Here is a 14,737-nt window from a genome sequence, read left to right as displayed (position 1 = left end):
GATGCGGCAACAATCCCGGGAATACATCACGATTCTGTTTATCTGCGGCTTTCTGGCCATCAACTATCCCGTGCTGGACCTATTCAACCGCTCGTGGGCGCCGTTCGGGATACCCTTGCTGTACTTTTACCTTTATCTGGTATGGCTGGTGCTGATCGTTTTATTAATCATCGTGGTGGAGCACTCGGAAATCCGCGAACCCTCCGAACCACCCAAATCTGGAGCGACCCGCATCAAAGACTTCTCGCGGCCGGGCAGCGATACCGATGCACAGGATCCGCCGGAGCCTTCCTGAATGTTGAGCGATGGTGTTATCATTGCCAGCGCCCTGGCCTACATGGGCGTAATGTTTGGTATTGCCTATTACGGCGATCAACGCGCCGACGCCGGGCGCTCGATCATCGCCAATCCCTATATTTACACGCTGTCGCTGGCGATCTACTGCACGGCCTGGACCTTTTACGGCAGCGTTGGATTAGCGGCGGTCAGCGGGGTGGATTTCCTGCCGGTCTATCTGGGTCCCACCCTGATGGCGGTGCTGTTCTGGTTCGTGCTGCGGCGGATTGTGCGCATCACCAAGGTGCATCGCATTACCTCCATTGCCGACTTCATCGCGTCCCGTTATGGAAAAAGCGGTCTGCTGGCCGGGATGGTGACGCTGATCGTGATGCTGGGCATTCTGCCGTATATCTCGATTCAACTGAAAGCGGTCGCCGCCAGTTTCAGCCTGCTGCGCCAATATCCGGACGTCAATCGTCTGGCGATCTCCACGCAGCATCCGGTGTGGATGGACACCACCTTCTTTGTCGCCCTGGTGCTGAGCGTGTTCACCATTCTGTTTGGCACCCGGCACATTGACAACACCGAGCGCCATGAAGGGATGGTGGCGGCGGTTGCCTTCGAATCGATGTTCAAACTGTTGGCCTTCCTATCGGTCGGCGTCATGGTCACCTTCCTGATCTTCGAGGGTCCCGGCGATCTATTTCAGCGGGCGGCCGCGCACCCGGATTTAGCGCCGTTGCTGCGCTTTGAAGCGGTGCCGGGCGGTTACGGCGGCTGGTTGTCGCTGACCTTCCTGTCGATGATGGCGTTCCTGTTCCTGCCCCGGCAATTCCAGGTGCTGGTGGTGGAAAATGTCAATGAAACGCACATCCGCAAAGCCATCTGGCTATTCCCGCTGTACCTGTTCGCCATTAATCTCTTCGTGTTACCGATTGCCCTGGGGGGGCGATTGCTGTTCAACCAGGGTGTCGTGGACGCCGATACCTTCGTGCTGGCGTTGCCCATGGCCGAACACATGCCCCTGCTGGCGCTCTTTGTGTTTCTGGGCGGCTTATCTGCCGCCGCCAGCATGATCATGTTTGAAACCGTCACCCTGTCGACCATGGTCTGCAATGACCTGGTCATGCCGATCCTGCTGCGTGCCAATCCGCGCTGGCTGGCCAGCCAGACTGATTTATCCGGCTTGCTGTTGGGTATCCGCCGGGTCGGCATCATCATCCTGATCCTGCTGGGTTACCTGTATTTCCGCTTTGTCGGCGAATCCTACGCGCTGGTTGCCAGCGGACTGGTGTCGTTCGCCGCCGCTGCGCAGTTCGCGCCGCCGATTCTGATCGGGCTGTACTGGAAGCGCGCCAATCGGCGGGGCGCCTTGATCGGCCTGAGCGGCGGCTTCATCGTTTGGGCCTATACCCTGCTGTTGCCGGCCATGGCCCGCTCCGGCTGGATCGATACCAATTTCGTGGAAATCGGTCCGTGGGGCTTGGAGCTACTCAAACCGTATGCCCTGCTAGGTTTGGAGCATCTCGATCCTTACATGCATTCGGTCTTCTGGAGCATGCTGGCCAACATTGGTGGGCTGGTATTTGGCTCGATGCTGAGCCAGCCGGATCCTCTGGAACAAGTGCAGGGCAGCCAGTTTGTCGATATTTTCAAGCGCGAACGCCATGACGGCGATTCGCTGCTGTGGCGGGGCGTGGTGGAAACCGCCGAATTGTATGATCTGCTGGCCCGGTTTCTCGGCCCACAGCGCGCGACCGAAGCCTTCGACCGTTATGCTCAGGATCATGGCGGTTATCCGTTGCAAGCTGATTCCCGGCTGATTCATTACACCGAGCGCTTGCTGGCCGGAGCCATCGGCGCCGCATCCGCCCGGGTCATGATCTCGTCGATTGTGATGGGTGAAGTGCTCAGCATCGAAGAGGTCATGACGATCCTTGACGAGAGCACTCAGGTCCTCGAATACAGTCGCCGGCTGGAGCAAAAATCCCGGGAACTGGAAGCAGCATCCGCCGAATTGCGCGAGGCGAACAACCGTTTGCGCGAACTGGACCGCCTGAAGGATGAGTTCATCTCTACCGTAACTCACGAGTTGCGCACGCCACTGACATCAATCCGCGCCTTTTCAGAGATTCTCCTCGCCAATCCCGACATGGAGGTAGCGCAACGCAGCAAGTTCCTGAGCATCATCGTCAAGGAAAGCGAGCGACTGACCCGATTGATCAACCAGGTGCTGGATATGGCCAAGATCGATTCCGGTCGCATCGACTGGCACATCGATCAAATCGATCTGCGCGGGCTGATTCAGGACGCCATTAACTCTACCAGCCAGTTGTTTTACGACAAGGCGGTGATGTTGCATGAGGATCTGGGAGATGGACCAGTGATCATTGACGGCGACCACGACCGGCTAACCCAGGTTATCATCAACCTGTTGTCCAATGCGGTGAAATTCTGTCCTGAACAGGACGGCGAAGTAACCATTCGTTTGCAACCGAGTCTGAATCGCTGGCGCATCGAGGTCATCGACAATGGCCCTGGCATCACCGCTGACCAGCATAAGCTGATCTTCGAAAAATTCCATCAGGTCAGCAACGCTCATGCCGGTAAGCCAAAGGGCACTGGCTTGGGGTTGCCGATTAGCCAGAAGATCATCGAACACCACAATGGGCGTATCTGGGTAGAAAGCGAACCTGGGCGGGGTGCAACCTTTATCGTGGAATTGCCGGGAACCGGATAAAGGCTCGGGAGAAAGAACGCCGCTTTAGCCGTTTGCTTCGCTCCATTCATCGGGAGTAGCTGAAAATGAATGGGCCAGCGAACGTTTTCCGATGCGCCCATGCACTTGGCTGCCCAACTGCAACAACCGGATTCCCAAACGGTAATGACCTGCGATGCTGCGCTCCACGAAGCCATGTTCGATCAGAGACGCAAGGATCCGGAAGGTGGTTGAAGGATGCAGTCCTGTGGCGCCGGATAAGGTTTTGAGGCTGACCGGCTCGTCATGCGCGGCCAGTTCGTCCAGTATCAGTGAGAGCCGGGTGATAACCTGAATCGAGGAGGTTGCTTTGACAGTCATGCGTTACCCTGTGACCGGTCAGACGGTCACTCTATTCAATCGTAGAATAGGAATGAATATATTGCATTGCACAATAAAATACTACTGTCCCGACGCGAAAACCGGCTATCAGAATCATCGGCAATGAATGAATATCTGTACTTGTTGCGGCAGACGCTGAATCGGGGCGTTCGCAAGCAGGATCGAACCGGGGTCGGAACCCTCAGTATGTTCGGCGCCCAGTTGCGTTTCGATCTTCGCGCTGGCTTTCCCCTCGTCACCACCAAAAAACTGCATTTGCGCTCGATCATCCACGAACTGCTGTGGTTTCTGCGCGGCGACAGCAATATTCACTATCTGCATGAACACGGTGTGACCATCTGGGATGAATGGGCCGACCAAAATGGCGATTTGGGTCCTATTTACGGCGCGCAATGGCGGGCCTGGCGCACGATTGACGGACGACGCATTGACCAATTAGCCAATGTAGTTGAACAGCTGCGCCGTGATCCCGATTCACGACGGATTATTGTATCCGCCTGGAACGTGGGAGAACTGGAGCAGATGCGGTTGCCGCCCTGCCATCTGCTGTTTCAGTTTCATGTCGCCAATGGCGCGCTGTCCTGCCAACTCTATCAGCGCAGCGCGGATCTGTTTCTGGGCGTACCGTTCAATATCGCCAGTTACGCGCTGCTGACTCATCTGGTTGCTCAGCAAACGGATTTGACTGTGGGTGAATTTATCTGGATCGGCGGTGACTGCCATTTGTATCTCAATCACTTGGAGCAGGTGGGCTTGCAGTTGAGCCGAGATCCGTATCCACTGCCACAATTGATCATTGACCGACGGCCAGATTCGTTGTTCGATTATCAATACAACGATTTCGCCATCGTCGGCTACCAGCACCATCCGGCGATCAAGGCGCCGGTGGCGGTTTGATCGTTTAGCTATTTATTGCGGTCATAATGATCGCAGAACAAGGATTGACTCTGATTGCTGACTGTTTGGAAAAAAAGTTGCTTGACGGTTTCGATAAATTATGTTGCGATGCACAATAAGAGAATGCAGCGAGGACTAGATAATGAATACTGAAAGAATGTTTGAACGCCAGCAAGCGGTGAATCTACTGGCTTGGCAATGCGCATTACGGATTAGTGGACTGATGAACATCGCCGCTATTGGTTCGGTTCGTCGATCGCTGGACACTTATTCATTGTGTCTACAGCAGGGGGCGAGATCGATGCAGAGTGTCCAGGCAACCGATTCGCCGGTGAGATGGATCGTAGTTTCCGTAGACAATTTCGGCGAGCACATCGAAAAATCTTGGCAGGATTTCCGCAATCAGGTGCAAATTTTGTTGTTGACCCAGGACGAGGCATTGATCTGGATCAATCGAATCGAGAGGGCTTTGGCGGAAGATTGAGCAAGATTGACCATCCATCCGGCCGCTCAGAAATCTTCCCGGTCAGCACGAGCGAACTCACTGCATAATTTTGCCAAGATAGCGTCGCACCCGCGTCAGGGCCTGCGGCAAGCTGGCGGACAACAACAATTTGCCGGGAATGTTGTGTAAACCGGCCCGCCGCATCAGCAGCGCCGGTTGACCATGTACTCCCGCTACCGCGACCAGAATGCCATCGCCCCGCAAGCGTTCAATTGCGGAGTCCAGCGCCACCAGGCCCGATACGTCCATGACCGTGACGCCGCTAATATCGATAATCACCGCTCGCGGACGTCCGGCGATATCGTGTAAAGCGCTCATCGCTTTTTCCGCCGCGCCGAAAAACAGCGAACCGGCGACTTCATATAATTGCACGCCGTCGGGCAGGGGGCTTTCCAGATGTGGATGATCCGTTTCCACCAGCTTGCTGCCAGTGAGCGCCGCCATCCGGTTCATAAACAGCAGCGCAGCCAGTACCACGCCCACGCTGATCGCGATCACCATATCGAAAATCACCGTTAAGCCAAAGCAAACGAGCAACACCAGGATATCGCTGCCGGGGGCCACCTGGAAAATGTGGCGGAAGTGTTTCAGTTCGCTCATATTCCAGGCCACTAGCAACAACAAGGCCGCCAGCGCCGCCATCGGTAGATAGCCCAGCAATGGCGCCAGCGCCAGCAACACCAGCAGGATGAACAGGGCGTGAAATACGGCGGCGAACGGACCACGGGCACCGGCGCGAATATTCGCCGCAGTGCGCGCCAGCGCACCGGTCGCGGCGATGCCGCCGAAGAAGGGCGCAATCGTGTTACCAATGCCTTGCCCAATCAGCTCCGCATCGGGATCATGCTTGGTCCCGGTCATACCGTCAGCGACCACGGCGCATAACAGGGACTCAATCGCGCCGAGCAACGCAATGGCCATGGCGGGACCGAGCAATTCCTTCAGCAATGGCAGCGATAATCCTAACGGTTGACCATCCGGGCCGGGCAACTGCCACGGCAAAACAAATTGCGGTAGGAAGGGCGGGATGCCAGGCAGGGTTTGTCCCTCCTGAACGTAGCTGAAACGAGACGCGATGGTGGCGACCTCGAAACCGTTCACGGTCCGGCTGAGTAGCCAGGCTATTGCGGTGGCGACGACCATGCCAACCAGTGGCGCGGGTAACCCGGTTTTCAAACGCGGCCAGAGCAGCAACAATGTCAGCGTCACCACGCCAATCAGGAAATCCGGTAGATGTAAACCTGGCAGCGCCTGCCCCGTCAGCCAGATCCGCTCCAGAAAGTGTTCCGGTTGCGCTGCCAGGTGCAAGCCAAAGAAATCTCTGAATTGCAGGCTGGCGATCACCACCGCGATGCCCGTCGTGAAACCAGTGGTCACCGGATAGGGAATGAACTGAATCAGCTTGCCCATCCGCCCCACGCCCATACCGATCAGCATGATGCCCGCCATGCCGCTGGCGGTGACCAGACCACCGAGTCCATATTTTTCAGCAATGGGATGCAGAATGACGATGAAGGCGGCGGTCGGCCCGGAGACGCTGAATCGGGAACCGCCGGTCAGGGCGATCAGTAGACCAGCGACAATGGCCGTATACAAACCATATTGCGGCGGTACTCCACTGCCAATGGCCAGCGCCATGGCCAGCGGCACGGCGACAATGCCCACCGTAACGCCGGCCAGTAAATCCGCTTGCAGTTTTGACCAGTTATAGCCGCCGCGCAGCTTGTCGCGCAGGGCTGTGCCAAAGGGCAGGTACAGTGCGTGTTGTCGATCGGGTTTCATACGGGTTCCAGGACATCCTCCTCTCAATGACTGTGGATCGCGGCTTCGCGATCGATCATTCCTGCGAAAGACCGGAGGGTCGAATCATGACGGTCTTTTCTTCATCTGCATCAGGCTCCTTAATGCGGTAACCACATTCATTTTCCAGATAAAACTCGATGATAGGCAGGGGAATCGCTCTAAGTTGCGTCAGGAACGTCACGGAATTTTTGAAGGCTTCGAGTTCAGAAATGGTCAGGGGCATGGGATGGTTTACCTTGTTAAGTAAAAGTGCGCCAAGGCGCATGCTTTCCGTCATACCCCTTTGAGTGGGTATAACGGAAAGGGGTTTTGCAACAGTTCTGTCGATATATCAGTTGGTTAAAAGACCTCTTAATCATGAGGCCGTCATCGCGTCAACCACCGCAATCGCAGTCATGTTGATGATCCGCCGCGCACTCGCCGAGCGGGTCAGAATATGCGCCGGCTTGGCCAGTCCGAGCATAATCGGTCCCACCGAGACGCTATGGGTGATTTCCTTGAGCAGGTTGTGAGAGATATTGGCGGCGTCAGCGCTTGGCATGATTAATAGGTTGGCTGCGCCTTTCAGTGGCGAGTGCAGAAAGACCCGATTGCGCAACTCTTCGGATAAGGCCGCGTCGCCGCGCATCTCGCCATCGACTTCCAGATCGGGGGCGCGCTGGCGGATGAGTTTTATCGCCTCAGCCATCTTGCGCGCCGATGGCGACTTGTGCGAACCAAAGCTAGAGTGGGACAATAAGGCGATTTTCGGCGGTACAAAGCGGCTCACTTCCTCCGCCGCCAGCAAAGCGATGTCGGCGATTTCTTCGGCAGTGGGATCGGCATTAATGTCGGTGTCGCAGAAGAACAACGGTCCCTGGGCGCTAATTAGCATATTCATAGCCGCCGGGGTCTTGACGCCTTCGCGCAGGCCAATGATATCCAACACATATTCCACATGATCAGGATAGCCGCCAATCAAGCCGCACAGCAGCGCATCGCCATAACCCAAGCGCAGCAGCAGCGCCCCGATGATCGTAGCGCGCGTGTTGACCCGGACCCGGGCTTTGTTGGGATCGACGCCGTAGCGTCCACGCAACCGATGATATTCCTGCCAGCATTCCTCGTAATAAGGATTGTGCTGGGGATCAATAATCTCAAAATCCTGCTCAGGACGGATGCGCAAGCCTAACTCGGCGATGCGCTGTTCGATGCGCCAGCGCCGCCCGATGAGGATGGGCCGAGCCAAACCCTCGTCGATGATGCCTTGCACCGCCCAAAGCATGCGTTCTTCTTCCGCCTGGGCGTAAATCACCCGCTTGGGATCGGCCTTGGCGCGGCTAAACACCGGGCGCATGATCAGGCCGGAACGGTAAACGCGCTGGCTCAGTTGAGTGTGATAAGCAGCGAAATCCTCAATGGGGCGAGTCGCTACGCCGCTATCCATCGCCGCTTTGGCGACGGCCAGCGGCAGGGTGAGCAACAGGCGCGGCTCGAACGGTTTGGGAATCAGGTATTCCGGCCCGAAGTTGATCGGCTGATCGCTGTAAGCGGCGGTTTCTTCCTGGGAATGTGGCTCACAGGCCAGTTCCGCCAGGGCGCGGACGCAGGCCAGTTGCATCTCCTGATTGATGGTGGTGGCGCCCACGTCCAGCGCCCCCCGGAAAATGTAGGGAAAACAGAGGACATTATTGACCTGGTTGGGATAGTCCGAGCGACCGGTAGCGATAATCGCATCGGGTCGCGCCGCTTTTGCTTCTTCCGGCATGATTTCCGGCACCGGATTAGCCAGGGCCAGAATTAGCGGTCGCGCCGCCATGGTTTTCACCATTTCCCCGGTCAGCACCCCGGCTTTGGACAACCCCAGGAAGATGTCAGCGCCCACAATGGCCTCGGCCAGGGTGCGCGCCGGAGTGTCTGCGGCATAAGCAGCTTTCTCTGGGTCGAGCGGACCCCGGCCTTGATAGATCACGCCCCGACTGTCACAAACGATGACGTTTTTGCGATTCAGGCCCAAACCCACCAGTAGATCGAGACAGGCGATGCCCGCCGCGCCGGCACCAGAGGTGACCAGTTTCACCTCACCCATCTCCTTGCCCATCAGCAACAGGGAGTTCAGTACGGCAGCGGCGGTGATGATGGCGGTGCCATGCTGATCATCGTGAAACACCGGAATGTTCATCCGCTCGCGTAGCCGGCGTTCGACCTGAAAGCATTCCGGGGCTTTGATGTCTTCCAGGTTGATGCCGCCAAAGCTCGGCTCCAGACTGGCGATGATTTCAACCAGTTTATCTGGGTCGCGCTCGCTGATTTCGATGTCGAACACGTCGATGCCGGCGAACTTCTTGAACAATACACCCTTGCCTTCCATGACCGGCTTGGCCGCCAGTGGACCAATGTCGCCCAGCCCGAGAACCGCGGTGCCGTTGGTGATGACCGCGACCAGATTGCTGCGCGCAGTGACGGTGGAGACTTCATGGGGATCGTCGACAATCGCTTCACAAGCGGCGGCAACGCCCGGCGAATAGGCCAACGCTAGATCGAACTGGTTAGCCAGCGGCTTGGTTGGGGTGACTTCGATCTTGCCGTAGGGGGCCATGCGATGGTAACGCAGGGCGCGTTCATTGAAATCGTCAGCCATGGTTCAAGTCACTCCTGGTGCGATGATAGCAGGATAAGGGTGGTCCACAGTTTGCGTAATATGCGGTTAATGGATAATAATACATCAGATATTATTTATTTTACATCAATAATAACCTATCATAAGCTAATTTTCATTTTTCAAAGACAACCCATCATGATCACAGCGGCCCAGTTAAAAGCAGCGCGAGCGTTGTTGGGTATGGACCAGCGCGCCCTTGCCGAAGCGGCTGACTTATCCCTGCCCACGATCCAGCGCATGGAAGGCAGCGACGGTACGATCCGTGGCAATGTTGATTCTCTGGTCAAGCTCATCGCAGCGTTGGAAGCCGCCGGTGTGGAATTAATCGGCGAAGGCGCGATCAGTGAAAGCGGCGGGCGTGGGGTTCGGTTGAAACGCTAGGAATATCGACTAATCTTTGGGTGACTTAGGGCCGCGAATGAATCTCACTATCATGCCATTGTCAATATTACTCGGCTTATCCGTGGCCCTGCTCACCCTCGGCCTCTATGCGATCACTGTACTGCGCCGATCAGGTTGCAGCCGTCAAATCTATAGCATCAGTCTGGTTATGTGCGTCATTCTGCTGGGGTTGGCATTGGCGCATCTGTTAAGCACCCCCGCGCCCGTCACGCTGACTTTACCCCTCGGTCTGCCTTGGCTGGGGGTACATTTCCGCCTGGATGCGTTATCGGCTTTCTTTCTGATCGTGGTCAATCTGGGCGGGGCGGTCGCCAGCCTGTTTGCCTTGGGTTATGGCCAGCATGAACGCGCCCCTGAGCGAGTGTTGCCGTTTTACCCGGCCTTTCTAGCAGGTATGAACCTGGTGCTGCTGGCCGACGATGCTTTCACATTCCTGTTTGCCTGGGAATTCATGTCGCTTAGCTCCTGGGCGCTGGTCATGGCCCATCATCGGGAACCGGCCAACGCCCGCGCTGGTTATCTGTATCTGGTCATGGCTTGCTTCGGCACGCTGGCGTTGTTGCTGGCCTTCGGTCTGTTGGCGGGTCCCAACGGCGGCTACGACTTCGCTACGATCCGGGCCGATGCCTTGACGCCGGGACTGGCGGCGCTGGCGTTGATTCTGGTGCTACTGGGAACCGGTTCCAAAGCCGGGCTGGTTCCCCTGCATGTCTGGTTGCCGCTGGCGCACCCCGCCGCGCCCAGTCATGTGTCAGCATTAATGAGCGGCGTCATGACCAAGGTCGCCCTCTACGGCTTCATCCGCATCGTCTTCGACCTGTTAGGTGAGCCGGTGGCGTGGTGGTGGGGCGGACTGGTGCTGGCGCTGGGCGGAATTACCGCCGTACTTGGGGTGCTGTATGCGCTGATGCAGCACGATTTGAAACGGTTGCTGGCTTATCACACCGTCGAAAATATTGGCATTATTTTTATTGGCCTGGGTCTGGCGCTGGCGTTCCAAGGCAGTCAGATGTACGCCAGCGCCGCGCTAGCGCTGACTGCCGCGCTGTTTCATGTCTTCAATCATTCCCTGTTCAAAAGCCTGCTGTTTCTGGGAACCGGCGCAGTGTTGACCGCCACTGGCGAGCGCGACATGGAACGATTGGGTGGACTCATTCACCCGATGCCGTGGACCGCGTTGGCGTTCCTGATCGGCGCAGCGGCGATTTCGGCGCTGCCGCCCTTGAACGGCTTTGTCTCGGAATGGCTGACCTTCCAGGCGATTCTGCTCACCCCGGAATTGCCGCAATGGCTGCTCAAGTTCTTGGCCCCGACAGCCGGAGCGCTGCTGGCGTTATCCGCCGCCCTGGCCGCCGCCTGTTTCGTCAAAGCCTTCGGAATTACTTTCCTCGGTCGCCCGCGTTCGCCAGATGCCGCGCGCGCGTATGAGACTGATCGTTATTCATTGACCGCGATGTTTATCCTAGCGGCGCTGTGCCTGCTGGCTGGGATTCTGCCGGGACTGGTAGTGGATGGTTTGGGGCCGGTGGTCGGGCTGATTAACGGCGGCGCGCAGTTGCCAGCGCAACACAGTCAACCCTGGTTGAGCCTGGCGCCAGTGGCCGATGTCAAAGCCTCTTACAATGGGCTGCTGGTGCTGCTGTTCATGGGATTCTCTGCCGTATTGGCGGCGATGTTGATTCACCGATTTGCCTCTGGCCGGATCCGGCGCGGACCCGCCTGGGATTGTGGTTTCCCGGACGCTAATCCGGCAACCCAGTACACCGCCGGCAGTTTTGCCCAACCGATTCGCCGGGTGTTCGGCAGCGTGGTGTTCCAGGCCCGCGAGCAGGTGATGATGCCGCCGCCCGGTGATGGGCGAGCTGCGCACTTCGAGGCCAAGCTGCGCGACCCGGTCTGGGACTATGGCTATGCGCCAATCACCCAGGCGGTTATCACGATTTCGACCCGCGCGAACCATTTGCAATATCTGACGATTCGCCGTTATCTCAGTCTGGTGTTCGGCGCACTGGTGTTGCTACTGCTGGGGATGGTGTTATGGCGCTAATCGCTGATTATCTGGTCCAGGGCGGACAAATGCTGCTGATCCTGCTGTTGGCACCGCTGCTCACCGGCTGGGTGCGCGCGTTGAAAGCACGGTTGTTGCGCCGGCGCGGGCCGTCCCTTCTGCAACCTTACCGTGATTTGCTGAAGCTGCTGCGCAAAGAAGTCGTGCTGGCGGATTCCGCCTCCTGGCTGTTCCGAGTCGCGCCTTATCTAATTTTTGCCGCCATCTGGGTCGCGGCGGCGCTGGTGCCGACCTTCGCCAGCGGTTTGCCGTTCAGTTGGACCGCCGATTTGATCGCCATCGTTGCCCTGTTGGGAACGGCCCGGTTTTTCCTGGCGCTGGCCGGCCTGGATGTCGGAACCAGTTTCGGCGGCATCGGCGCCAGCCGCGAGATGATGATCGCCTCTTTGGCGGAACCAGCCATGTTGATGATGGTGTTCACCTTGTCCTTGCTGGCCGGCACGACAGAATTGTCGTCGGTGGCCCGGTTCATGCTCACCGCCAATGTCGGGCTGAGGGTGTCGCTGGCGCTGGCGCTGATGGCGTTGATGATCGTGGCGATTGCTGAAAACGCCCGTATTCCGGTGGACAATCCAGCGACCCATCTGGAATTGACCATGGTGCATGAGGCGATGGTGTTGGAATACTCCGGTCGCCATCTGGCGCTGATTGAACTGGCCGCTTCGCTCAAATTGCTGCTGTATCTGTCGCTGCTCGGCTGCATCTTCGCGCCCTGGGGCATGGCTACCGCCGGGGAAAGCTTAACGGCTTATCTGTTCGGCGTGGCGTCTTATCTGGTCAAGCTGGCGCTGGGCGGGTTTCTGCTGGCGCTGTTCGAGACCAGCATCGCCAAGATGCGGGTATTCCGCGTCGATCAATTTCTCAGCGCGGCGCTAATGCTCGGTCTGCTCGGCGCGCTGTTGCTGTTCGTTTCGCGGAGCCTGTGATGCACAGTCTGGAGTTTGACATCGCCCACTTTCTGGCGGGCAGCATGGTGGTCATCAGCCTGCTGCTGCTGTACCAAGACCGTCTGTACGCGCTGCTCAAGGTCTTTGCTCTGCATTCACTGACACTGGCGCTGGCGGTGGGCTGGCAGGCGTACATTCAGGAAGCCCACCATTTGTATGTCACCGCTGGGATCGCGCTGGTGTTCAAGGCGATTTTCATTCCGCTCGCCTTGCATCGCATTATTCGGCAACTTGGCATCCACCGCACTTTGGAAGTCGTCGGTGGCGTCGGTCGTGACATGCTGGCTGGCGCGGCGCTGGTGGCGCTGGCGATTCTGGTCATGTTGCCCGTAACCACGGGGGCTGATGCAGTAGCGCGGGAAGATCTGGCGTTTGCCCTGGCGGTGGTGTTGTTGGGACTGTTGCTGATGGTCAATCGCCAGAACGCGGTGAGCCTGGTGATTGGCTTCATGTCTCTGGAAAATGGCCTGGTGCTGGCGGCGGCCGGAGCGCAGGGGATGCCGCTGGCGGTGGAGATCAGCGTGGCGTTCTCGGTGCTGATCGCCTTGATCGTGATTGGCGTCTTCCTGTTCCGTATTCGCGAACGTTTCGACAGCGTGGATATGCAAACCATGGATGCCTTTCGCGGGGAGCGGCGGCGATGAGCGCTTTAGGCGGAATGGCGCTGACTGCGCTGCTGGCGGTTCCCGCCGGAGCAGCGCTGCTGTTGGTGGGATTATCCCATTACCGGTTGGGCGCATGGCTGAATGTCAGTGCGGCGTTGGTCAGCTTGTTGGCGTCCGTCATCTTGTTCGAGGCGCGGCCAGACGCGAATGTTTATCTGCGCGTCGATGATTTCAATGTCTATTTGATCTTTCTCAACAATCTGGTCAGTTTCACCACCAGCGTGTTCAGCGCCAGCTATATCGCCCATGAACTGGAAACCGGGCGACTGACGCCGAAGTATCTACGCTTTTACCACGCCATGTATCAGGCGTTGTTGTTCGCCATGAACCTGGCGCTGCTGGCCAATAACATCGGTTTGCTGTGGGTGGCGATTGAACTGGCGACGCTGGTCACGGTGCTGATGGTGGGTATTTACCGGACCCGCGAGGCGCTGGAAGCCGCCTGGAAGTATTTCATTCTCGGCAGTCTCGGCATTGCTTTAGCGCTGTTTGGCACCATCCTGGTGTACCTGGCGGCGCAACCGGCGATGGGTCAGGGACTACCGGCCATGGCCTGGGATCAGTTATTGACCCACGCTCACGCCTTTGATCCGGCCCTGCTTAATCTGGCGTTCATTTTCCTGCTGTTGGGTTACGGCACCAAGGCCGGTCTGGTTCCGCTGCACGCTTGGTTGCCCGATGCTCATGCCGAAGGCCCGACGCCGATTTCGGCGGTGCTATCGGGTTTGTTGCTGAACGTAGCCTTGTATGCAGTGCTGCGCTTCAAGATGCTGATGAATGCTAATCCATTCGCTTTAGCGCCGGGGCCGCTGATGGTGGGACTGGGGCTGTTGTCGCTGGTGTTCGCCGGGTTCATGTTCTATCGGCGCGGCGATATCAAACGGTTGTTTGCCTACTCGTCGATTGAGCACATGGGCATTATTACCTTCGCCTTTGGCATGGGCGGGCCATTGGCTAATTTTGCCGGACTGCTGCACATGACGATGCACAGCCTGACCAAGTCGGCGATTTTCTTTGCAGTGGGCCATATCTCACAGGTCAAGGAGACGCAACGGATTTCTACCATTCGCGGCTTGACCGCGACTCATCCGTTGTTAGGCTGGGGACTGGTTATCGGAGTGATCGCCATTGCCGGAATGCCGCCGTTTGGGGTGTTCATGAGCGAATTTCTGGTGGTTAGCTCCACCTTTTCCCGTGAACCGTGGCTGGCGTTGCCGCTGGTTCTTGGATTATTGCTGGGATTTGGCCTGTTGCTCTGGCGGCTGCATGAGATGGCGTTTGGCGAATCGAGGGGCGCGAATGCGCCGGGACCTGCGCCGATCACCGCATTGCCGATGATCACCCATCTGGCGCTGGTGCTGGTGGCCGGAATCTGGCTGCCGGGGCCGTTGGTGGACTGGTTCAGGCACGTTGCAGCGTTGTTGGGGTGA

At 57.7% G+C, this 14,737-nt stretch carries 13 protein-coding genes; 9 read left to right on the top strand and 4 right to left on the bottom strand.

Annotated elements, in window-relative coordinates:
• Position 1: 1 nt before the first annotated feature.
• Both H6973_02465 and H6973_02460 read left to right on the top strand, forming a co-directional pair.
• Complete coding sequence (locus tag H6973_02465) at positions 2-295, top strand: hypothetical protein (protein ID MCP5124522.1); 294 nt, start codon at positions 2-4, stop codon at positions 293-295.
• On the top strand, positions 296-3,019 hold the full coding sequence (locus tag H6973_02460; protein ID MCP5124521.1) for a histidine kinase: 2,724 nt from the start codon (positions 296-298) through the stop codon (positions 3,017-3,019).
• 24 nt (positions 3,020-3,043) lie between these two features.
• Here the strand turns inward: H6973_02460 and H6973_02455 are convergent, their stop codons facing one another.
• Positions 3,044-3,358, bottom strand: coding sequence for a helix-turn-helix domain-containing protein (locus H6973_02455; protein ID MCP5124520.1), 315 nt, complete (start codon positions 3,356-3,358; stop codon positions 3,044-3,046).
• A gap of 123 nt (positions 3,359-3,481) precedes the next feature.
• Here H6973_02455 and thyA point away from each other — a divergent pair, with 123 nt between their 5' ends.
• Positions 3,482-4,276, top strand: a complete 795-nt coding sequence (thyA, locus tag H6973_02450; GenBank protein ID MCP5124519.1) for a thymidylate synthase — start codon at positions 3,482-3,484, stop codon at positions 4,274-4,276.
• A 142-nt stretch (positions 4,277-4,418) separates the two neighbouring features.
• Positions 4,419-4,760, top strand: a complete 342-nt coding sequence (locus tag H6973_02445; GenBank protein ID MCP5124518.1) for a hypothetical protein — start codon at positions 4,419-4,421, stop codon at positions 4,758-4,760.
• A gap of 57 nt (positions 4,761-4,817) precedes the next feature.
• On the opposite strand, the gene dauA is transcribed toward H6973_02445, so the two are convergent.
• The 3 genes from dauA to H6973_02430 form a co-directional block, all read right to left on the bottom strand.
• Positions 4,818-6,563 (bottom strand): C4-dicarboxylic acid transporter DauA, encoded by a 1,746-nt coding sequence (gene dauA / locus H6973_02440; GenBank protein ID MCP5124517.1) that lies wholly within the window; start codon positions 6,561-6,563, stop codon positions 4,818-4,820.
• Between the two features lie 55 nt (positions 6,564-6,618).
• Positions 6,619-6,807: a hypothetical protein gene (locus tag H6973_02435; GenBank protein MCP5124516.1), complete on the bottom strand. Its 189-nt coding sequence runs from the start codon at positions 6,805-6,807 to the stop codon at positions 6,619-6,621.
• Positions 6,808-6,939: 132 nt separating this feature from the next.
• The gene (locus tag H6973_02430) at positions 6,940-9,204 is read right to left on the bottom strand and encodes an NADP-dependent malic enzyme (protein ID MCP5124515.1); all 2,265 of its coding nucleotides are present in this window, start codon (positions 9,202-9,204) and stop codon (positions 6,940-6,942) included.
• A gap of 156 nt (positions 9,205-9,360) precedes the next feature.
• Here H6973_02430 and H6973_02425 point away from each other — a divergent pair, with 156 nt between their 5' ends.
• Genes H6973_02425 through H6973_02405 form a run of 5 tightly spaced genes read left to right on the top strand, consistent with a single transcriptional unit; the run spans position 9,361 to position 14,737 of the window.
• Entirely contained in the window at positions 9,361-9,606 is a 246-nt protein-coding gene (locus H6973_02425; GenBank protein ID MCP5124514.1) for a helix-turn-helix transcriptional regulator, read from the top strand.
• Between the two features lie 52 nt (positions 9,607-9,658).
• Positions 9,659-11,674, top strand: a complete 2,016-nt coding sequence (gene hyfB, locus H6973_02420) for a hydrogenase 4 subunit B (GenBank protein ID MCP5124513.1) — start codon at positions 9,659-9,661, stop codon at positions 11,672-11,674.
• Complete coding sequence (locus tag H6973_02415; GenBank protein ID MCP5124512.1) at positions 11,665-12,621, top strand: NADH-quinone oxidoreductase subunit H; 957 nt, start codon at positions 11,665-11,667, stop codon at positions 12,619-12,621. The genes hyfB and H6973_02415 overlap by 10 nt, the downstream gene beginning before the upstream one ends.
• Complete coding sequence (locus H6973_02410; protein ID MCP5124511.1) at positions 12,621-13,286, top strand: hydrogenase-4 component E; 666 nt, start codon at positions 12,621-12,623, stop codon at positions 13,284-13,286. Before H6973_02415 ends, H6973_02410 begins: the two co-directional genes overlap by 1 nt.
• The gene (locus tag H6973_02405; protein ID MCP5124510.1) at positions 13,283-14,737 is read left to right on the top strand and encodes a hydrogenase 4 subunit F; all 1,455 of its coding nucleotides are present in this window, start codon (positions 13,283-13,285) and stop codon (positions 14,735-14,737) included. The genes H6973_02410 and H6973_02405 overlap by 4 nt, the downstream gene beginning before the upstream one ends.

The sequence above is a fragment of the Gammaproteobacteria bacterium genome, from assembly GCA_024235095.1.
In the GTDB taxonomy this organism is placed as follows: domain Bacteria; phylum Pseudomonadota; class Gammaproteobacteria; order Competibacterales; family Competibacteraceae; genus UBA2383.
Note: the sequence above shows the minus strand (reverse complement) of the source record. Positions and strands in the feature narration are given on the sequence as shown.